General features: G+C 61.7%; 15 protein-coding genes. 6 read left to right on the top strand and 9 right to left on the bottom strand.

All coding sequences use genetic code 11. The features are described 5' to 3' along the window. The first annotated feature begins 141 nt into the window (after positions 1-141). Both ACM1ZW_RS05630 and ACM1ZW_RS05625 read left to right on the top strand, forming a co-directional pair. Positions 142-1,251: a DUF3182 family protein gene (locus ACM1ZW_RS05630; protein ID WP_416740299.1), complete on the top strand. Its 1,110-nt coding sequence runs from the start codon at positions 142-144 to the stop codon at positions 1,249-1,251. Continuing rightward, positions 1,241-1,999: an alpha/beta hydrolase family protein gene (locus tag ACM1ZW_RS05625; RefSeq protein WP_017341060.1), complete on the top strand. Its 759-nt coding sequence runs from the start codon at positions 1,241-1,243 to the stop codon at positions 1,997-1,999. Before ACM1ZW_RS05630 ends, ACM1ZW_RS05625 begins: the two co-directional genes overlap by 11 nt. A gap of 117 nt (positions 2,000-2,116) precedes the next feature. On the opposite strand, the gene ACM1ZW_RS05620 is transcribed toward ACM1ZW_RS05625, so the two are convergent. The 5 genes from ACM1ZW_RS05620 to ACM1ZW_RS05600 form a co-directional block, all read right to left on the bottom strand. After that, positions 2,117-3,118 carry a lysylphosphatidylglycerol synthase domain-containing protein gene (locus tag ACM1ZW_RS05620; RefSeq protein WP_017341059.1) on the bottom strand — a complete coding sequence of 334 codons (1,002 nt, stop codon included), beginning with the start codon at positions 3,116-3,118 and terminating at the stop codon, positions 2,117-2,119. After that, on the bottom strand, positions 3,105-4,400 hold the full coding sequence (clsB, locus tag ACM1ZW_RS05615) for a cardiolipin synthase ClsB (protein WP_414878159.1): 1,296 nt from the start codon (positions 4,398-4,400) through the stop codon (positions 3,105-3,107). Before clsB ends, ACM1ZW_RS05620 begins: the two co-directional genes overlap by 14 nt. Beyond that, positions 4,397-5,194 (bottom strand): endonuclease/exonuclease/phosphatase family protein, encoded by a 798-nt coding sequence (locus ACM1ZW_RS05610; protein ID WP_416740298.1) that lies wholly within the window; start codon positions 5,192-5,194, stop codon positions 4,397-4,399. The genes clsB and ACM1ZW_RS05610 overlap by 4 nt, the downstream gene beginning before the upstream one ends. Further along, complete coding sequence (locus tag ACM1ZW_RS05605) at positions 5,191-6,117, bottom strand: DUF72 domain-containing protein (RefSeq protein WP_416740297.1); 927 nt, start codon at positions 6,115-6,117, stop codon at positions 5,191-5,193. The genes ACM1ZW_RS05610 and ACM1ZW_RS05605 overlap by 4 nt, the downstream gene beginning before the upstream one ends. A 132-nt stretch (positions 6,118-6,249) precedes the next feature. Next, a complete protein-coding gene (locus ACM1ZW_RS05600; protein WP_017341055.1) occupies positions 6,250-7,461 on the bottom strand; it encodes an MFS transporter in 1,212 nt (403 codons plus the stop codon). 311 nt (positions 7,462-7,772) lie between these two features. On the opposite strand from ACM1ZW_RS05600, the gene ACM1ZW_RS05595 reads away from it, so the two are divergent. Beyond that, on the top strand, positions 7,773-9,890 hold the full coding sequence (locus tag ACM1ZW_RS05595; protein ID WP_416740296.1) for a mechanosensitive ion channel family protein: 2,118 nt from the start codon (positions 7,773-7,775) through the stop codon (positions 9,888-9,890). 27 nt (positions 9,891-9,917) lie between these two features. On the opposite strand, the gene ACM1ZW_RS05590 is transcribed toward ACM1ZW_RS05595, so the two are convergent. Next, positions 9,918-14,216 (bottom strand): DEAD/DEAH box helicase, encoded by a 4,299-nt coding sequence (locus ACM1ZW_RS05590; protein ID WP_416740295.1) that lies wholly within the window; start codon positions 14,214-14,216, stop codon positions 9,918-9,920. Between the two features lie 219 nt (positions 14,217-14,435). On the opposite strand from ACM1ZW_RS05590, the gene ACM1ZW_RS05585 reads away from it, so the two are divergent. Together ACM1ZW_RS05585 and ACM1ZW_RS05580 are read left to right on the top strand one after the other, a co-directional pair. After that, on the top strand, positions 14,436-15,320 hold the full coding sequence (locus tag ACM1ZW_RS05585; RefSeq protein WP_017341052.1) for a sugar nucleotide-binding protein: 885 nt from the start codon (positions 14,436-14,438) through the stop codon (positions 15,318-15,320). Next, positions 15,313-16,242: an NAD-dependent epimerase/dehydratase family protein gene (locus ACM1ZW_RS05580; RefSeq protein WP_416740294.1), complete on the top strand. Its 930-nt coding sequence runs from the start codon at positions 15,313-15,315 to the stop codon at positions 16,240-16,242. Before ACM1ZW_RS05585 ends, ACM1ZW_RS05580 begins: the two co-directional genes overlap by 8 nt. 72 nt (positions 16,243-16,314) lie before the next feature. On the opposite strand, the gene ACM1ZW_RS05575 is transcribed toward ACM1ZW_RS05580, so the two are convergent. Further along, on the bottom strand, positions 16,315-17,013 hold the full coding sequence (locus ACM1ZW_RS05575; protein ID WP_414878152.1) for an OmpW/AlkL family protein: 699 nt from the start codon (positions 17,011-17,013) through the stop codon (positions 16,315-16,317). Positions 17,014-17,036: 23 nt separating this feature from the next. Here ACM1ZW_RS05575 and ACM1ZW_RS05570 point away from each other — a divergent pair, with 23 nt between their 5' ends. Further along, positions 17,037-17,210 carry a hypothetical protein gene (locus tag ACM1ZW_RS05570; protein ID WP_414878151.1) on the top strand — a complete coding sequence of 58 codons (174 nt, stop codon included), beginning with the start codon at positions 17,037-17,039 and terminating at the stop codon, positions 17,208-17,210. Between the two features lie 24 nt (positions 17,211-17,234). Here the strand turns inward: ACM1ZW_RS05570 and ACM1ZW_RS05565 are convergent, their stop codons facing one another. Beyond that, positions 17,235-17,753 carry a DUF3299 domain-containing protein gene (locus ACM1ZW_RS05565; RefSeq protein ID WP_031319154.1) on the bottom strand — a complete coding sequence of 173 codons (519 nt, stop codon included), beginning with the start codon at positions 17,751-17,753 and terminating at the stop codon, positions 17,235-17,237. An 11-nt stretch (positions 17,754-17,764) separates the two neighbouring features. Then, positions 17,765-19,030: an ABC transporter permease gene (locus ACM1ZW_RS05560; protein WP_414883030.1), complete on the bottom strand. Its 1,266-nt coding sequence runs from the start codon at positions 19,028-19,030 to the stop codon at positions 17,765-17,767.

The following is a 19,030-nucleotide window of genomic DNA, read 5'->3' as shown; positions in this document are numbered from 1 at the left end:
GTCGTGCAGAATAAGACAGGCGTAGTGCTATCACCTTTTCAACAACCTCTTGATTTGCCGTTCATTTCACACCGGGTGCGATTGGCCTGATCTCTGCACCCCTACCACTACATTCATCGAGCGCCGATTGAAGGGGGACGCATGACCCCAACAAACCGCAAGAAACTGGTAGTCGCCCATTCGGTGCGCCCCGACGCGCCACAACATGAAGTCGAAACCAACCGCGCGCTGGCCCGTTGGCTGGCGCAGATCCTCGGGCTCAAATTCGGTGGCAGTTTCGATCCCGAACTGCACAGCGGTCGTGACCTTTATCTGTTGCCCACCCAAACCCTGGTCGGTGCCGCTGCCGCGCGGCAGTTGGGCGTCAGCGGACCGGAGGATTTATGGGGTGGCTACGTCGAGCATGATTTCATCTGCACCAAAGCCATCAGCCACGGCCTGCGGAATAAAAACGCTCACGCTCCGCAAGGTTGGTCGCCGCTGTTTTCCGAACGGGTGCGCAGTGTGGTGCTGGATGGCCTCAGCGTGTTTTCCCTCGACGATGCGCGCCCTGCGGCGGAACATTTGCTCTACAGCGGCCCCATTCGCATGAAGCCGATTCATGCCTGTGCCGGGCGGGGTCAGGAGGTGATCAACAGCCTTGATCTGTTCGACGAAATCCTTGCCAGGCCCGATGCTCAAACGCTGTTCACCGAAGGTGTGGTGCTGGAACAGGACCTGACCGACGTGGTGACCCACAGCGTCGGCCAAAGCTTCATCGGCGACAAAGTGTTGAGCTACTGCGGTGATCAATACTTGACCAGCGACGCCCAGGGCGAGCAGGTTTATGGAGGGTCCAACCTGCTCGTGGTGCAGGGTGACTACGACGATTTGCTCAAGCTGGATTTGCCCGATGAGGTGCGATTGGCAATCCGCCAGGCGCAGGTGTTCGACAGTGCCGCGGACGAAGCCTATCCCGGCTTCTACGCGTCGCGGCGCAACTACGACATCGCGCAAGGCCTTGACGCTAACGGCCTGCAGCGCAGTGGCGTGCTCGAACAGTCCTGGCGCATGGGTGGCGCCAGCAGCGCGGAAGTGGCGGCATTGCAGAGTTTCGTCAACCACCCGAGCATGCGCGCCATCCGCGTGTCTTCGGTGGAAACCTACATCGATCAGGCGCTGCCGGCGGACGCCATCGAGGTGTACCGCGGGCCGGCGCAAGACAGTGAATTTCTTCTCAAGTACGTAACGGTCCAATCCTATGACGGCTAGAAGCGAAACCATTCAGATCGACATCGACGATGAACAGATGAGCGGGACTTTTCTCAGCCCCAAATCGAAAGTCCCCGGCGTGCTCTTCGTGCACGGCTGGGGTGGCAGCCAGGAACGCGACCTTGAACGGGCCAAAGGCATCGCCGGTCTGGGCTGCGTGTGCCTGACGTTCGACTTGCGCGGGCACACCGGCGGCACCGGCATTCCGCTGACGCGGGTCACGCGAGAAGACAACCTGCGCGACCTGCTGGCGGCTTACGACCGATTGCTTGCGCATCCGGCACTCGATACCTCGGCGATCGCCGTGGTCGGTACCAGTTATGGCGGTTACTTGGCGTCGATCCTGACGTCATTGCGTCCGGTACGCTGGCTGGCGCTGCGGGTGCCGGCGCTGTATCGCGACGAGCAATGGCATACACCCAAGCGCGATCTGGACAAGATGGATTTGCGTGATTACCGCAGCACCCTGGTTCGCGCCGATAGCAATCGCGCGTTGCACGCGTGTTCGCAATTTACCGGGGATGTGCTGTTGGTGGAGTCTGAGACCGACGACTGGGTGCCACACGCGACGATCATGAGCTACCGCGCCGCGTGCCAGCAGACGCATTCGCTGACGCACCGGATTATCGACGGCGCCGATCACGCGTTGAGCGAGCCGGTTTCGCAGCAGGCGTACACCTCGATTCTGGTGGACTGGATCACTGAGATGGTGGTGGGTGAGCGGTTGAGCATCATTCAATCCAAGTGATTTGTGGCGAGATAGCTTGCTCCGGCTGGACTGCGCAGCAGTCCTCTTCTTTTCAGAGATAAAGGGGGCCGCTTCGCGACCCGGCGGGAGCAAGCACCCTCGCCACAAGAGCCGTTATCACTTGGGCTTTTTCGCGATCCGCAGCGACTTGGCCTTGGCCTCGACCACCAGATACATCACCAGCGTAATCAGCAACGGCAAGATGAAATAGATCGCCCGATACGCCAGCAACCCCGCCACCAGGCTCCCCCGCGACACCTCATGCTGCAGCAATGCCACAAACACCGCTTCCAGCACCCCGAGCCCCGCCGGAATGTGGGTGATGACCCCGGCAATGGCGCTGATCAGCAACACCCCGAGCACCAACGGATAATCCAGTTTGCTCGGCAGCAAAGTGAAAATAACCGCCGCCATCAGCGACCAGTTCAGCGCGCCGAGACACAGTTGCAGGATCGCCATGCGCAAGGAAGGCAGGTTGATTTCCACGCCTCGAATGGCCCACTCGCGCCGCTTGGAAAACCGGCACGCCGCCAGATAACCCGCGCTCACCAGCAATAACAAAACGCCCACCCCTTGCAACGCGCCAGTGCTGAGTTTCCAGCCGGGCGGCATGCGCACCAGTCCGCTGCTGAACACCGCGCCGGCAATCACCATGTAGCCGAACCAGTTGGTCGCCAGGCTCAGGCCGAGGATTTTCGCGATGTTGCTTTTGCTCACGCCGAGCCGCGAATACAAGCGATAACGCATGGCGATGCCGCCGACCCAGGCGCTGAGGTTAAGGTTGAACGCGTAGCTGATGATGCCCACCGGCAGTATCTGCTTCCAGGTCAGGTCCTGACGAATGTAGGTGCGGCCGATCAGGTCGAAGCAGGCGTACACCAGGAAACTCACCAGCGTCAGCCCGGAGGCAATGATCAGCGTGCGCACCTTGAAGTCGGCGAGGGTATCGAACACCTCGTTCCATTCGATGCGCTGGGCCAGCATCGTGAACAACACGATCAGTGCCAGGAAAAACAGCATCGTCAGCGGTTTTTTCCAGCGACTCCAGCGGGTTTTTTTTACCGAGGCAGGTGTCGTGCTGTCGGCGTGAGGCGCCGAGTGTGTTTCAGCGCGGTCCATGAAGATCACTCCCGGCAACGTGGGTGAAGGGTTTCAGGCGCGGCTTGTGTGCCGGCAGCCAGCCGGCCCACGCCGGGAAGTGCCGCAGAAAGTGAAACACCAGAAAACCGACGGTCATGTGCCAGACCCGCCCGCGCGGGGATTTATCTGCCGACATGGCTTTGCAGTGGTTGTTACTCAGCATTTCGAGGCGTTCGAACAAATCGCGGTTGAAGGCACGATCGCGGATCAGCACGTTGGCTTCCAGGTTCATCGACAGGCTCAGCGGGTCGAGATTGCTCGAACCGACGGTGCTCCAGTCCTCGTCCACCAATGCGACTTTGCCATGCAGCGGCCGCTCGCAATACTCGTGAATCTGCACGCCGGCCTTGAGCAAGTAGTCATAGGTCATGCGCGCGGCCAGTTTGGCCACCATCATGTCCGGCTGACCTTGCAGAATCAGCCGCACCTCGACGCCACGGCGAGCGGCGTTGCGAATCTCGCGCAGCAGGCGATAGCCCGGGAAGAAATAGGCGTTGGCGATGACCACGCGGCGCTGGGCACTGCGCAGCACCTGTCGATAAACCTCTTCGATATCGGTCCGGTGATCGCCGTTGTCGCGGTACACCAGCCTGACTTGGCCATCGTGGTCGCTGAAGGCCAGTTCCGAACGCCGCTGCCGGCGCCGCTGCCACCAGTATTTGGCCCGCGCCGGGCGGCCGCTTTGCAGCAGGGCGAAATGATGAATGTCCGCCACCGCCGGGCCTTGCACTTCAACCGAGTAATCCTGCTTGGCCTCGGGACCGAAGTCAGCCAGATGGTCGGCGGAAAAGTTGATTCCGCCGATGAACGCAATCGTGCCGTCGACCACCACAATCTTGCGGTGCAGGCGCCGAAACCAGTTGGTGCGAAAGCCGAGCCGTTTCGGCGCCGGGTCAAATATCTGAATGCGCACGCCGGCCTCGCTCAATGCCGCGAGATAGCCGGTGGTCAGCTCACCGCAGCCAAAACCGTCGAGGCTGGCGGTGACGCGCACGCCGCGTTGCGCCGCCTCGATCAGCACTTGCTGCAGCTCGTTGCCCACCTTGTCCTCGAACACGATGAAGGTTTCCAGGAGGATTTCAGTCTTGGCCTGGCGCATGGCCTCGAACACCCGCGGAAAATACGCTTCGCCGTTCTCCAGCAGTTCCACCAGGTTGTTGCCTTGCCAGCCGTATTGGACGTCGACCACGCCGGGTTCACGGATCGACGGGTGGGTGGCCAGATGTTCCGCAGTGGTTTTTTCCATCGGTGCGCTGCTCATAGCTCGATCTCCACCGATAGCGGTGCGTGGTCGGAAAGGTGTGACCAGGGCCGTGCCGCCAGGACTTTCGGGTGGCTGGCCTTGAGGTTGCGCACGTAGATGCGGTCCAGGCGCAAGGCCGGCAAGCGCGCCGGAAAACTGCGCGCCGGTTTGCCGTGGTGTTCGGCGAACACCTCGCGCAGCCCACAGGGTTTGAGCAGCGCATCGGCGCGCTGGCGCCAATCGTTGAAGTCGCCGGCGACAATCACCGGCGCATCAGCCGGCAACTCGTCGAGGCGCTGGGCCAGCAGCTTCAGCTGTTCGTTGCGATGGGTTTCGCGCAGGCCCAGATGAACGCAGATAGCGTGCACCTCCGGGCCGTCGCCGGGCAGGCGCAATACGCAATGCAGGATGCCGCGGTTCTCGTGTCCGCTGATCGACACGTCGAGGTTGTCGTGGCGAATGATCTGGAATTTCGACAGCAGCGCATTGCCGTGATCGCCCGCCGGGTACACCGCATTGCGTCCGTAGGCGAACTGCGGCCACAGCGTATCGGCAAGGAATTCGTATTGCGGCATTGTCGGCCAGTTGCTGTAGCGCCGGGGATGATGTTCGTGGGTGCCGTGGACTTCCTGCAAAAACACCACATCGGCGGATACGCTGCGCACCGCTTCACGCAGTTCCGGCAGGATGAAACGCCGGTTCAGCGCGGTAAAACCCTTGTGCGTGTTGACCGTCAGCACGGTGAAGCGGCGCACGGCGGCCATGGCTGGCGGCTGGTCATCGATGGCATTGAACGGCTCGGGCCCATTCATGGCAGCACCCCTTCGGCAGCCGGCTCGCCGGGGGCGGTGGCGAGGTTCTTGTCGAGATGAAAATGTTCGAGCAAACGGCGGGCATCGAAGGGCGCGCGGACTTTGATGTCATTGTCGAAATAGCAAAACACTTCCCGGGATTTGCGTGCCTTGGGTTTTTGCCGTGGTGCGATCAGATGCGCGTCGGAGGGTTGTCGGCCGTGGTTCCAGGCCTCGATCCGCGCGGCCCAGCGTTCCAGCGCTTCGGGGGTGTAACCGCTGGCATAGAGTTCTTCGGCGCCGTGCAGGCGCAGGTACACGAAGTCGCTGGTGATGTCTTCGCGATACGGCCATTTACCGGCGGTGTCAGCAATGACCAAGGCGACGTTGTGGCGTTTGAGCAGGCGGACAAACGCCGGGTCGATGAAGGTGTCGTTTCTGATCTCGACGGCATGACGCAGCGGCTTTTTCTTATACGCCTTCATGCTGGCGTGACCGTTCACGTGTGAATCGTGCTGGCGGGCGAGGGTGGCGGCCTGTTCGGTGTTGCGGGGTAATTGCTCGAGAAAGTGGTCGAACAGCTCAGCGTCGAATTTGAAACTGGGCGGGAATTGCCAGAGGACAGGACCGAGTTTTTCCTTGAGTTCCAGTACCCCGGAGGCAAAGAAATTCGCCAAGGGTTTATGGACATCTCGAAGGCGTTTGATGTGGGTGATGAACCGCGGGGCTTTGATACTGAAGACGAAGTCTGCCGGGGTTTCGTCGTACCACTGGGCGTACCGTTCGGGCCGTTGCAGGGCGTAAAACGATCCATTGATTTCGATGCTGTTGACCGACCGTGACGCGAACTGCAATTCGCGCTTCTGGGTCAGCCCCTTCGGGTAGAAATCCCCCCTCCAGGGTGTGTAGCGCCAGCCTGAAATACCAATGTGAATCCCCGCCATGTCGCCTCCCGTCTGATGGTCCTCGGTTGCCCCTGTCTTTTGATGACTGCGGGGCAAGCGAGAAAGTTTCGACGGGGCTACAGACGGTAAACGCTCGAAAGACCACCGAGGATCCTGTGGGAGCGAGCTTTATCAGTGGCCGGCGACGACGCGGGTCGAACCTTCAGCCGGTTCGGCATACACCGGGCCGAGACGATCAAGACGACCGCTCCACGCGGTCAGCGCCAGTGCCACCAGCACTACCAGGCCACCGATCCATGCGGTATGGATCAAGCCCATATGAGCGACGATCAAACCACCGCCCCACGCACCACCGGCAATGCCGAGGTTGAACGCGGCGATGTTCAGCCCAGACGCCACGTCCACCGCCTGCGGCGTGTGATGTTCGGCCTGACGCACCACGTACACCTGCAAGCCCGGCACGTTGCCGAATGCAACCGCACCCCAGACCAGCACGGTGGCCAGCGCCAGCCATGGGTTGCCGGCGGTGAACGTCAGCACGAACAGCACGGCGGCGAGCAGGGCGAAGATGATTTTCAGGGCGCTGATCGGGCCGCGTTTGTCGGCCAGTTTGCCGCCCCAGATGTTGCCGACTGCCACCGAGATCCCGTAGACCAGCAGCACCAGGCTGACGGTGCTGGCGCTGAAACCGGAGATGTCCTGAAGAATCGGCGCCAGGAACGTAAACGCGATGAACGAGCCGCCGTAACCGACCGCCGTCATGGCATACACCAGCAGCAGACGCGGTTGCTTGAGCACCTGCAATTGCTGCAACAGCGAAGCCGGTTTGCTGTGCGCGATGTTCTTCGGCACGTAGAGCAGGCTGCCGATGAAGGCGATCACACCCAGCGCAGAGACGGCGAGGAAGGTTTCACGCCAGCCGAAATGCTGACCGATAAACGTCCCCAGCGGCACGCCGGTGACCAGCGCGACCGTCAGGCCGGTGAACATGATCGCAATCGCACTGGCGGCTTTTTCCTTCGGCACCAGGCTGGTGGCAATGGTCGAGCCGATCGAGAAAAACACCCCGTGGGCCAGGCCGGTGACGATTCGCGCAATGATCAGCGATTCGTAGCTCGGCGCTTTCCAGGCCAGCAGGTTGCCGAGGGTGAACAACACCATCAGCGACAACAGCAGCAGTTTGCGCGGGACTTTGCCGGTGAGAGCGGTCAGCACCGGTGCGCCGATGGCAACGCCCAGGGCGTAGAGACTGACCAGCAGGCCGGCAGACGGCAGGCTGACGCCAAGGTCGGCGCCTATCGTGGGTAACAGGCCAACGATGACGAACTCGGTCGTCCCGATGGCAAAGGCGCTGAGGGTCAGCGCGAGCAAGGCAATGGGCATGGCTGCAACTCCGGTGGATTGATTGATGGAGCGCAGTGTCCGGGTTTGGGTTGTGCGGAAAAATAGAGGGGTGGGCATTTGATATTTGCGTTCAGGTCAAATATCAACAGAGCACCACGGTTAAATGTGGGAGCGAGCCTGCTCGCGATAACGGTGGTTCCGCCCCATCAATGCTGGATGTGCCGCCGCTATCGCGAGCAGGCTCGCTCCCACAGGGAGAATGGCTGGAACGTTATCTCGCGGCCAGAACCGAACTTGCCGGGCATTTGCCAATCAGTTCCTAACAGACCCTTTTCAAGGAGCTCCCCGTTTTGCTCAAGTTCAAGACCGCGATATTACTGGGGGCGTTGCTGTTTCTCGGCAGCAACGAACTGGAAGCCACCACGCTGCCGGGACTTCCCGCCGCAGCGGAAGCGCCAGCGAAACCTGAACCGCTGGTCCAGGGCGGCTTGCTCGGGGCGATCAGTTCCAGCATCGACGACGTTCAGGACAAGCTCGACCTCAACGAAGACCTGGTCGACGCCTGGCGCCTGCGAGCGGATCGGGCGGCGGATGAAGTCGACAAACTGGTGAATCGACCTTCGTCTCGATCACCGATGAGCGTGGTCGGCGATTTCCTGTTGTTGTCCGGCGTCTGGCTCGGCGTGTTCGCCTTGCTCACAGTGCTCGGCGCCCTGCTGGACAAGCGCTTGAGTGCCGGGCGTTTTTTTCGAAAACGGCAACGCAGCCAGGACCTGCTCGGCTACCTGCTGCCGTTCACGATTCCCGCGTTGATCTGCCTGCCGCTGACGTTATACGTCAGCCATTTTCTGCCGAACTCAGTGGGCCGGGCGTTGGCCCTGTGTTTTGCCTACGCCACCAGCAGCGGCATTTTCTCCACCTCGATGTTCTTGTGCGTGATCGTCATGTTCAACACCGGGCACAAGCGCCGTGCGGTGCAGATCATTCGTGATTACTGCCCCAAACCGCTGTTCCTGATCGGCTTCCTTGCGGCGCTCAGCGACGCCTTGACCAGCCCGCAGATCGCCCGGCAGCTGGGCGGCAACATCACCAGCAGCATCGCCGTGTTCACCGGGCTGTTTGCTTCAATCATCTTTGGATTGCTGGTGATTCGCCTGAGGCGTCCGGTGGCGCATCTGATCCGCAATCGGGCGCTGGCGCAGCGCTTGAAACAGCCTTCCTTGCAGGAATCCCTGCGGATCTTTTCCCGGCTCTGGTACTGGCCGATTCTGCTGATGGTGATGGTGTCGGCGATCAACCTCATCGGCGTCGGCGAGGACAATCAGAAAGCCCTGCGTTGTGCGTTGTTCACCACCATTCTGTTGATCGCCACGGTGTTCCTCAGCACGATTTTCCAGCACCTGTTCAATTCCGGAAAAGCCCAAGCGATCCAGCGCAGCAGTGCCTACAAAGAACGCTTTCTCAGCTTGCTGCATGCACTGCTGCGGATTGTCATGGCCGTGGCGTTCATCGAAATTCTCGGGCGTATCTGGGGCGTCTCGCTGTTCGAGTTCGCCGAGCGCAACTCGGTGGGCCGGGCGATCAGTGAGTCGCTGAGCAGCATGGGCCTGATCTTCCTGGTGACCTGGTTGCTGTGGGTGGTGCTCGATACAGCGATTCAGGAAGCGCTGAAGCCGCCGATCAATAAACGCACGACACAGCCCAGTACGCGGGTAAAAACCATTCTTCCACTGCTGCGCAACGCGATCAAAATCATCCTCGTGGTGATCTGTGCAATCACCACCATGGCCAACCTCGGGATCAATGTCGCACCGCTGTTGGCGGGTGCCGGGGTGGTCGGCCTGGCCATCGGTTTCGGCTCGCAGCAACTGGTGCAGGACGTCATCACCGGCCTGTTCATCATCATCGAAGACACCCTGTCGATTGGCGACTGGGTCGTGCTCGATTCCGGGCATGCCGGCACCGTCGAAGGCCTGACCATCCGCACCTTGCGCCTGCGCGACGGCAAAGGGTTTGTGCACTCGGTGCCGTTCGGGCAGATCAAGGCCGTGACAAACCAGTCGCGGCAATTCGCCTATGCGTTTTTCTCGGTGCAGTTCACCTACGACACCGACGTGGACAAGGCCATCGAGCTGATTCGCGAGGCGGGGGAGTCGATCCGTGAGGACGCATTTCTCAAGTACAACCTGCAAGGGCCGCTGGATGTGTTTGGTGTCGACAAAATGGACCTCAACGGCGTGGTGCTGACGGCGCAGTTCCGTACGGTATCGGGTGGGCAGTATGCGGTGAGCCGGGCGTTTAACCAGCGTTTGAAGAAGCTTGTGGATAACAGCCCATGGGTGCATTTCGCGCAGACTTATCCACAGCAGGTTTTAATGCCGAAGCGGGGGATGGGGGAGCCGGAAGATGACGGCGCAGCGCCGGAGAATTCGCCGGTGTTGCTGCCGGATCAGCCGCGTACTCAATGATTTTTCTTGGGACCGGCCGGGACAGCATCAATGCCGGATCAGTTTGTTGCGTATTTCGATCGTCGATTCCAACCAGAAAACCTGCTTTCCGGCGATCTCGGCAGCCACCGGAAGACCATCGCGATACACCAGTCGATTGCTCGCCAACGCCGGTACTTTCGCGCCGGGTAACAGCGTGCCCGCCAGGTTCAGCGGATCCACCCCGCACACAGCGATCAAACTGCCGTCATGTGCCCGCCGCCGAACTTCCCGCAGCAATGGGATCGCCTCGGGCAAGGCGAACTGCTCACCGGCCAGGCCATTCACGAACCGCCCACCACGAATCTCGCCGCGGGCCTCCAGCCGATGGAACGTGCGCAGCAATTCGCGCCAGCTCGGCAACCAGTCTGCTTCGCGTTCCAGCAGGCGCCAGAACACCACGCCGTAGCGGCGCAGCAAGGTCAATGCGATGTGTTCCAGCGTGTCGCTCGGTGTTGGATGTTTGTTGTCCACGGTCGGCGCTGGTGGCCCGCGTCGAAGCAAGGCCCAGCGACCGGCATCGTCCATGCCGCCGATAAACGCCCCGCGTCCGCGTCGGCTGCTGCGGGCCTGGCGTTTGCTCGCCGGCGTAATCAGCGCCCGCAAACCGGCAAAGCTGTCGGCGTTCACCAGCCCGGCGCCGACCAGTTCCTGCAAGGCGATTTCCAGCTCCGAGCGCAGCAGATGAGCCTCGTGAATCAGCTCATCGAAAAACAGCGCGCCATGCTGACTGAGTGCTTGATGAACCTTTTGCGTTTTCGGCGACAGTTCGCTGACGGGTGTCTGCTCGGTCAGACTGCTCCACAACCCGACCTGACTGCGCGGCAGCAGCACAATGGGCGTGCTGCGCAACGCGGTGCTGGTGCTTTTGCTGCTTGCAGTCAGGCGCGTCCAGACCAGTTTGCCGCTGCGACACAGGTCATCCAGCCAGCTTGGCGAATAATCCTTGATCCGCGCCGGCAGAATGTCGCTGTCCCAGGCGGAAGCAGCGGCAGGGTAGCCTTCGAATTGACTGACAATCGCTGGCAACACGGTGCTGCCCTGGCCCTGAGTCGCCGCAGAAAGATGCTGCCAGTCAAACAGGAAACGCATGAAATCCTGCAGCGCCACGGGTTCGATTTCCCGCCGCAGGCGCTTGACCGTGTAGCGATGAATCCGCGCCAGCAAATGCCGTTCGCACCATTCCTCCTGATCGGTGCCGGGGGTGAATCGCCCGCGCAGCACATAACCTTCGCGCTCCAGTTGTGCCAGCGCCTTGGTGATGTGTATCGGAGGAAATCCCAGCGGTTCGGCAATCGCGCTCAGCGGCAACGGACCAAAAGCGCTGAGCCGCGCGCGGATGACTTCCAGCAACGCGTCGTCCGGCTCCCAGGCCTCATCGAATCCCGGCAGCGCCTCCAGCGGAGGGAACAACTGCGTCTGTGGATACATCGCCCGCAGGCACGTCAGTCGTTCCACTGCCAGCCACAGTGATCGCTCGGCATCGACCTGCAACCGACTGGCGCGCCCGCTGTCGGCAAGTGCGTTCAGCCACTCGGGCCACTGCGGATTGGCCTGTGCCTCGGCATCGCTGATGCACGCCAGACTCATCAGCGCCTCATGCATTTCATCAAGGCCGGTCGGCGTCGGCCAGGCCTCATCGCGTACCGCTTGAATCGCCTCGGCATCCAGTGCGCCGAGGTCGTCGGTGGACTGCGGATCGGTCCAGCGCCGGTTGAGCACGGCTTGGGTTCGGCGCTCTTCCAGCGGCGCGTCGTCAAGGAAGGTGTAAGGCCGGGCGCTGAGAATTTCTGCCGCCAGTGGCGAGGGCGCGGGCAGGTCACGGCTGATCAGGCGAACGTCGCCGTTTTCCATCCGGCGCAACAAGGCCAGCCAGCCTTCGCAGTCCATGGCTTCGTGCAGGCAATCGTCGAGGGTTTGTTCCACCAGCGGATGGTCGGGAACCTCGCGCTCGCCGGCGAGGTTTTCCACGCAGGCAATCTGGTCGGGGAACACACTGGCGATCAGGTCTTCGCTTTTCATTCGTTGAATCTGCGGCGCGACTTTACGCCCGCCGGTGTAACGCGGCAGCGCCAGCGCGACCCCGGCATTCCAGCGCCAACGCACGCCGAACAGCGGCGCATCGAGTACTGCTTGGATCAGCAGGTGCTCGGCGCTGTTGCTGTGCAGGTAGCGCCAGACATCGTCGAGCTCAAAACTGTGGCTGGTGGACAGCGACAGGACGATCGCGTCTTCGCTGGCGGCGGCCTGCAATTCGAAATTGAAGGTACGGCAGAATCGCTTGCGCAGGGCCAGGCCCCAGGCGCGGTTGATACGGCTGCCGAATGGCGTGTGGATGATCAGTTGCGTGCCGCCGGACTCGTCGAAAAAACGCTCCATCAGCAGCGTGTCCTGGGACGGCAGGGCGCCCAGTGTCAGGCGCGCGCGGGCGAGGTAGTCCACCAGTTGTCCGGCGCTGGCGAGGTTGAGGCCGAGGGTGTCGGTCAGCCAGTCGAGGGCGGGTTGCAAGTTGCCGGGCGTAGCGCCGAGCAGGGCATCGAGTTGCGCTTGCAGGCGGGCCACGGCGAAGGACAATTCAGCGCTGCGCCCCGGCGCTTCACCGAGCCAGAACGGAATGGTCGGCGGCTGCCCGTGAGCGTCCTCGACCCGGACTTTGCCGGTGTCGACCCGCAGGATTCGGTATGAGGTATTGCCCAACTGAAAGATGTCGCCGGCAATGCTTTCCACCGCGAAATCTTCGTTGACGCTGCCGATGTTCAGCCCTTGCGGTTCCAGCAGCACGCTGTAGTCGGCGTTGTCCGGAATGGTGCCGCCGCTGGTCACGGCGGTCAGTTTGCTGCCCCGGCGACCACGCAACGTGCGCGTCACGGCGTCGCGGTGCAGGAACGCGCTGCGAATGCCCTGGCGACCGTTGTAGCCTTCGGCGAGCATCTGCAGCAGCGCCTGATAATGTTTTTCGTCGAGACCTGCGTACGGCGAGGCTTTGCGGAACATCTCCAGCAGCGCTTGCTCCGGCCATTCCTGGCAACTGACCTCGGCGATGATCTGCTGGGCCAGTACATCCAGGGGAGCTTGAGGAATGTTCAACGTGTCGAGTTCGCCCCGGCGCACGCAGTCGAGCAGGGCGGTGCATTCGATCAGGTCGTCGCGGGTGGTGGCGAATAACCGGCCTTTCGGTGTGCCACCGACCTGGTGGCCGGAGCGGCCGACCCGTTGCAGAAAACCGGCGATCGAGCGCGGTGAAGAGATCTGGCATACCAGATCGACATCGCCGATGTCGATCCCCAATTCCAGCGAAGCCGTGGCGATCAGCACTTGCAGGTCGCCGCGCTTGAGCCGCTGTTCGGCGTCGAGGCGGAACTCCTTGGCCAGGCTGCCATGGTGGGCGGCGACCGCTTCCTTGCCGAGACGCTCGCTCAAATGCCGGCTCAAACGTTCGGCCAGGCGTCGGGTGTTGACGAAAATCAGCGTGGTGCGGTGTTCGCGGGCGAGGACGGCGAGGCGGTCGTAGACCAGTTCCCAGACATCATTGGCCATGACGGCCGACAACGGCACCGACGGTACTTCGATGCCCAGATCCCGCGGCCGCGCGTGACCGATGTCGATGATCGCGCATTCGCGATCACGTCCCACCAAAAAGCGCGAGACGACTTCGATCGGTTTTTGCGTGGCGGACAGCCCGATGCGCATCAGCGGTGTTGCGCACAACGCCTGCAAACGCTCCAGGCTCAAGGCCAGATGACTGCCACGCTTGCTGGCGGCGATGGCATGGATTTCATCGACGATCACCGTGCGCGTGGTGCCGAGCATTTGCCGGCCGGAGTCGGAACCGAGCAACACGTAAAGGGATTCCGGGGTGGTGACCAGAATGTGCGGCGCGGTCTTGCGCATCGCCGAGCGGTCTTTTTGCGGCGTGTCCCCGGTGCGCACGGCGGTGGTGATCTGCAGCTCGGGCAAGCCCATCACGCGTAACTGTTCACGGATGCCGGTCAGCGGATTTTGCAGGTTGATCTGGATGTCGTTGGACAAGGCCTTGAGCGGCGAGACGTAGACCACCAGGGTTTCGTCAGGCAAACCGCCTGCGGTTTCCTGGGCACGGTGAACCAGGTCGTCGATGACGGCGAGAAACGCGGTGAGGGTTTTGCCGGAGCCGGTGGGCGCGGCGATCAGGGTCGAACGGTGCTGGCGGATCAGCGGCCACGCCCGGGCCTGGGCGGCGGTAGCCGTCGGAAAGGTGCTGCTGAACCAGGCGCTGACGGCGGGGTGGAAGCCTGTCAGGGCCGCGTCCGTGGGAATGGGCAGATTCATGGAACAATTTATGCGGGTGGGGATGGAAAGATGCAAGTACCGCTGGGGATCCGCGGTGAGGCCAGTGACAACACCACAAATCCCGCGGATCTACACTTTACGGATGACGGTTGCGCACTAAACCCGCAAAATGCAACGATTCCGGCAACTATCGACGACATCGCCCGCGAGCGGTATCGATAAAGCCATTGTTCCAATCAGACTGGGCCTGCTGACTCTATGCGAATGCGCCTTATGTTACTGGGCGGCGGAAATGCCCTTGGGCAGGCGCTGATTCGCCTCGGTGCGGAGGAAGACATCGGTTTCCTCGCCCCCCGCCCACCGCAAGACGGCTGGGATGCCGCGAGCCTGACGCAATTGCTCGACGACACCCGGCCGGACGCGTTGATCAACCTCGCCTACTATTTCGACTGGTTTCAGGCGGAGACGGTCAGCGAAACGCGTCTGGCCGGGCAAGAGCGTGCGATCGAGCGCCTGGCTGAACTGTGCCAGCACCACAACATCGTTCTTCTGCAACCCTCGAGCTATCGCGTGTTTGACGGCTCCCGGGCGACGGCCTACAGCGAAAAAGACGAGCCGGTGCCTTTGGGCCTGCGTGGTCAGGCCTTGTGGCGGATCGAACAAAGCGTGCGCGCGACTTGCCCGCAGCACGTGCTGCTGCGGTTCGGCTGGCTGCTCGATGACAGCCCCGATGGCACCCTCGGACGTTTCCTGTCCCGCGCGGAACAACCTGACGAGCTGCTGATGGCCGATGATCGCCGGGGCAACCCGACGCCGGTCGACGACGCGGCCCGGGTGATCATTTCCGTGCTCAAGCAACTCGATTGCGCGGCGCCGCTGTGGGGCACCTACCATTACGCGGGACACGAGGCGACCACGCCGCTGGCGCTGGGGCAGGCCATTCTCACTGAAGCCCGCGCGCTGCATCCGCTGGCCATCGAAGCGCCGACCGCCCAGGCTCATGCTGCGCGCCCGGACGCTGCCGAAGAGCCGCAACACGCGGTGCTGGCCTGCAAGAAAATCCTCCACACCTTCGGGATCAAGCCCCGCGCCTGGCGTGCCGCGCTCCCGAGTTTACTGGACAGGTTCTATCGCCATGGCTGACGGCCCCGTTTTAATCACCGGCGGCGCCGGTTTCATCGGCTCCCACCTGACCGACGCCTTGCTCGCCAAGGGGCATACGGTGCGGATTCTCGATGACTTGTCCACCGGCAAACGTAGCAACCTGCCGCTGGATAATCCTCGCGTCGAGCTGATCGTCGGTGATGTCGCCGATGCGGCCCTGGTCGCTCGCGCCATGGCCGGTTGCAGTGCGGTCGCGCATCTGGCGGCGGTAGCATCGGTGCAAGCCTCGGTGGACGACCCGGTGAAGACGCACCAGAGCAACTTCATCGGCTCGCTGAATGTCTGCGAAGCCATGCGCCAGAGCGGCGTCAAACGCGTGCTGTTTGCCTCCAGTGCTGCGGTCTACGGCAACAATGGCGAAGGCCAGTCGATCGACGAAGACACGCCCAAGGCACCGTTGACGCCGTATGCGTCGGACAAGTTGGCCAGCGAACACTACTTCGATTTCTACCGCCGCCAGCATGGGTTGGAGCCGGTGATTTTCCGCTTCTTCAACATCTTCGGCCCACGCCAGGATCCGTCCTCGCCGTACTCCGGGGTGATCAGCATTTTCAGCGAGCGGGCGCAGAAGGGCCTGCCGATCACCGTATTCGGCGACGGCGAGCAGACGCGTGATTTCGTGTACGTCGAGGACCTGGTCGACGTGCTGGTGCAAGCCATCGAGAAGCCGCAGGTTGGAATCGGTGCGGTCAACGTCGGCTGGAACCGGGCGACCACGCTCAAGCAAATGCTGGAAGCGTTGAAAGTGGTGGTCGGTGACCTGCCACCCGTGAGCTACGGCCCGGCGCGTTCTGGTGATATCCGCCATTCGCGGGCGAACAATCAGCGTCTGCTGGAGCGGTTTACCTGCCCCGAACAGACACCGATGGCTGTCGGCCTGGCGCGGTTGCTCGGTCGCTGAGTTTTTCGCCCTCATGAAAAAGGCGCCTGTGAAGGCGCCTTTTTTTCAGCTCGTTCCCACCACGTGAACGATTTAGAACTTGTAACCGAGGCCCACCATGTAGATGAACGGGTCGACATCCACATCGACCTTGGCACGGGTGCCTGGTTTCACTGCGTCGTTTTCCACGGTCGCGGTGGTATCGATGTCGATGTAACGCACTTGGGCGTTGAGCAAGACGTTGTCGGTGATCATGTAGTCAGCACCGACCTCAAACGCCATGCCCCAGGAGTTATCCGCCTTGAAGTTGCTGAACCCCTTGGCGTTGGCCTCGCTGCCGACGTGCTCGTCGTAAATCCAGGTGTAGTTGATACCGGCGCCAACGTACGGCTGGAATGCAGACTTGCCGTCCAGTGGGTAGTAGACAATGCTCAAGGTCGGCGGCAGGTGTTTCAGGGTGCCGAGTTTGCCGTTGCCCGCGCCGAGGGCGGTGCCTTTGATTTTTACGTCATGCTCGAACGGCGAGGCGGCGAGCAGTTCGATACCCCAGTGGCTGTCGAGCATGTAAGCGAAGTTCAGACCCAGTTGCGTGTCGCTGCTCATGGTGGCCTTGCCACCCAGGTCGGTGCCGGCCAAAGGGCCTTGATCGACCTTGACGCTGGAGCTGTCAGCTTTCGGGTTGACGGTGATTGCACCGGCACGAACGATGATGTCACCGGATTCGTGGGCGTAGGCGAGTGGGGTTGCGAGCGCGAGGGCAAACAGCGAAGCGCTGAGCAAGGACTTGTGCATGGAGGCTCCAAAGGACGTTGAAAATGTTCGATGTCCAATGGTACGGAGCCGTCTGGTACGGACTTTTGATTCAGCTCAATGAAACAGTCATGGGGTTGGTTTTTGTGGAACTTTTGATCATTCCATCGCGGGCAAGCCCGCTCCCACAGGATTTGGGTGGTCCCTGTGGGAGCGGGCTTGCCCGTGATGGCGATTGATCAGACAACACAGAACTGCCGGGCTCACTCCGGCAATTCATACACATAAATCTTGTCCGCCTCCATCTGATACCCCGCATCCGCCAACTCACTGGTCGACGCTTTAACCTGCAGTGCTCCTTCGATCCAGTACGGCTGATACAGCTCATCGAGTTTCACGCCGACTTCGCTCTTCACATGCACAATCTGGTTCGACGGCGGTGGCGGCACATGGATGCAGGCGCCGAAATACGGCACCAGCAGAAACTCCGTGGTACGGCCTTCCTCACTCACTTCCAGCGGCACGATATAGCCCGGTAAACGGATGTTCTGGCCGTCGAGGCTCTTCACCACCGGCGCGTTCGGCATATCCTGTTTGGCGGCTGGCGCCGACTCGGCGGACAGCGCACTGCTCATCTGCGACAGGTCGTGCAGGGGTGTCATGTTCGGTACTTCCGGCATCGCGTCCGGCGGAATCATTTCCGACCAGGTCAGTTCTTTCGGCTCGGCCGCCCATAGCGGCAGGGCGACCAGCATCAACAGCGCAAGCAGAGCGCGGGGCATCATTAACGTCCTCATAGTCGGATCGACAGGCCATCGGCCAGGGATTGGCGATACGCGCGCCACGCCGGCACGCTGCCCATCAGCAGCGCGGCGATCAGGATGCCACCGAGCAGCGTCCATTCATATTCGCTTGGCCACGCCAGTGGCAAATACAAACCGTAATTGGCCTGCACGTAACCCTGCGCGGCGGCGATACCCACATAAAGTAGCGCCACGCCAGCGATCACGCCCGCCAGCGCCAGGGCGAACGCCTCCAGCACCAGCAAGGTTGCGATGTGCCACGGCCGAGCGCCCACTGAGCGCAGGATTGCCATCTCGCGCCGACGTTCATTCAGGCTGGTGAGGATCGCCGTGAGCATGCCGATCAACCCGGTCAGCACCACGAACAGCGAGACCACGAACAAGGCTTTTTCTGCCGTGCTCATCAAACTCCACAATTCTTGCAGCGCCACGCCCGGCAGGATCGCCAGCATGGGTTCGCCGCGGAATTCGTTGATTTCGCGCTGCAACGCGAAGGTCGAAATTTTGTTGTTGAGGCCGAGCATGAACGCGGTGATCGCTTGTGGCGTCAGGTCCATGTTGCGTGCCTGATCGGCGCTGATCCGGCCTTTGCCCTGGGCCGGCACGCCGTTGTGCCAGTCGATGTGAATCGCTTCCATGCCGCCGAGGCTGATGTGCAGCGTGCGGTCCACCGGGGTGCCGGTGCGTTTCAGAATGCCGACTACGGTGAACGGCTTGTCGTCGTGCTTGACCAGGCTGATCACCGCCACGCCGTGGGCCAGCACCAGTTTGTCGCCGAGTTTGTAGTGCAGCGCATCGGCCACTTCGGCGCCGAGCACCACTTCGAACGGGTCGGTGGCGAAGGCTCGGCCGTCGGCCAGTTCCAGGTGTTGCTGATGGCCGTATTGGTAGTGCTCGAAGTACGCCTCGGTGGTGCCCATCACCCGATAACCGCGATGGGAATCGCCGAGCGACATCGGGATCGCCCACTTCACTTTCGGGTTGTTGGCGAAGTGTTCGAAGCTGTCCCAGCGGATGTTATTGGTGGCGTTGCCGATGCGGAACACCGAGTACAGCAACAGGTTCACCGAGCCGGACCGGGCGCCGACGATCAGGTCTGTGCCGCTGATGGTGCTGGCAAAACTGGCCTTGGCTTCAGTGCGCACCCGTTCCACAGCCAGCAGCAGGCAGACCGACAGGGCAATGGCGAATGCAGTGAGGATCGCGGTGAAGCGGCGGTTTGCCAGGCTGGCCATGGCTAGACGAAACAAATACAT

Source organism: Pseudomonas sp. NFX71 (genome assembly GCF_048079215.1).
GTDB lineage: Bacteria > Pseudomonadota > Gammaproteobacteria > Pseudomonadales > Pseudomonadaceae > Aquipseudomonas > Aquipseudomonas fluorescens_B.
The sequence above is the reverse complement of the archived record's forward strand: the minus strand, read 5'-3'. Positions and strand labels throughout refer to the sequence as shown.

What these genes read in the sequence shown, in the direction of transcription:
- ACM1ZW_RS05570 (WP_414878151.1), top strand. Translation starts at nt 17,037, where the DNA reads ATGTTCGATGTCCAATGGTACGGAGCCGTCTGGTACGGACTTTTGATT.
- ACM1ZW_RS05625 (WP_017341060.1), top strand. Translation starts at nt 1,241, where the DNA reads ATGACGGCTAGAAGCGAAACCATTCAGATCGACATCGACGATGAACAG.
- ACM1ZW_RS05560 (WP_414883030.1), bottom strand. Translation starts at nt 19,030, where the DNA reads ATGTATTTGTTTCGTCTAGCCATGGCCAGCCTGGCAAACCGCCGCTTC.
- ACM1ZW_RS05565 (WP_031319154.1), bottom strand. Translation starts at nt 17,753, where the DNA reads ATGCCCCGCGCTCTGCTTGCGCTGTTGATGCTGGTCGCCCTGCCGCTA.
- ACM1ZW_RS05585 (WP_017341052.1), top strand. Translation starts at nt 14,436, where the DNA reads ATGCGAATGCGCCTTATGTTACTGGGCGGCGGAAATGCCCTTGGGCAG.
- ACM1ZW_RS05600 (WP_017341055.1), bottom strand. Translation starts at nt 7,461, where the DNA reads ATGCCCATTGCCTTGCTCGCGCTGACCCTCAGCGCCTTTGCCATCGGG.
- ACM1ZW_RS05575 (WP_414878152.1), bottom strand. Translation starts at nt 17,013, where the DNA reads ATGCACAAGTCCTTGCTCAGCGCTTCGCTGTTTGCCCTCGCGCTCGCA.
- ACM1ZW_RS05630 (WP_416740299.1), top strand. Translation starts at nt 142, where the DNA reads ATGACCCCAACAAACCGCAAGAAACTGGTAGTCGCCCATTCGGTGCGC.
- ACM1ZW_RS05590 (WP_416740295.1), bottom strand. Translation starts at nt 14,216, where the DNA reads ATGAATCTGCCCATTCCCACGGACGCGGCCCTGACAGGCTTCCACCCC.
- ACM1ZW_RS05580 (WP_416740294.1), top strand. Translation starts at nt 15,313, where the DNA reads ATGGCTGACGGCCCCGTTTTAATCACCGGCGGCGCCGGTTTCATCGGC.
- ACM1ZW_RS05620 (WP_017341059.1), bottom strand. Translation starts at nt 3,118, where the DNA reads ATGGACCGCGCTGAAACACACTCGGCGCCTCACGCCGACAGCACGACA.
- ACM1ZW_RS05605 (WP_416740297.1), bottom strand. Translation starts at nt 6,117, where the DNA reads ATGGCGGGGATTCACATTGGTATTTCAGGCTGGCGCTACACACCCTGG.
- clsB (WP_414878159.1), bottom strand. Translation starts at nt 4,400, where the DNA reads ATGAGCAGCGCACCGATGGAAAAAACCACTGCGGAACATCTGGCCACC.
- ACM1ZW_RS05610 (WP_416740298.1), bottom strand. Translation starts at nt 5,194, where the DNA reads ATGAATGGGCCCGAGCCGTTCAATGCCATCGATGACCAGCCGCCAGCC.